This window comes from Pseudoalteromonas sp. S4492, from assembly GCF_005886115.1.
Classification (GTDB): domain Bacteria; phylum Pseudomonadota; class Gammaproteobacteria; order Enterobacterales; family Alteromonadaceae; genus Pseudoalteromonas; species Pseudoalteromonas gelatinilytica.
In genome coordinates this window covers 1-349 of the sequence record NZ_PNCP01000363.1, presented here as the reverse complement: position 1 = coordinate 349, position 349 = coordinate 1, and the positions used below count along the sequence as shown (strand labels likewise).

Sequence of the window (349 nt, the reverse complement as noted above, 5' to 3'; positions counted from 1 at the left end):
ACCGGGAACTCCCCGAAACTCAAAGCAGAGCCAAAGAGAGCCTGGAGCCAGCTGCCCCGGTGCCTCGCATTACAGACCTCAGCAACCCGGAATACTACATCAACAGGGAGCTGAGCCACCTGCAGTTCAACCGTCGTGTTCTTGAACAGGCATTGAACGACGATCACCCTCTGATTGAACGTCTCCGCTTCCTGTTGATATACAGCTCAAACATGGATGAGTTTTTTGAAATCCGTGTAGCCGGACTGATGCAGCAGGTTGAGTTTGCCCGTGAGCAGGTCGGACTCGATGGACTGGGCCCTAAAGCAGTCCTGAAAGAAATCAGCAATCAGGCAAAAGAAAGCGTTCA

At 52.4% G+C, this 349-nt stretch carries 1 pseudogene; it reads left to right on the top strand.

Features of this window, described 5'->3' with window-relative positions:
* Nucleotides 1-59 precede the first annotated feature (59 nt).
* Nucleotides 60-349 (top strand): annotated as a pseudogene (locus tag CWC28_RS21805) (polyphosphate kinase 1); the annotation flags it as partial.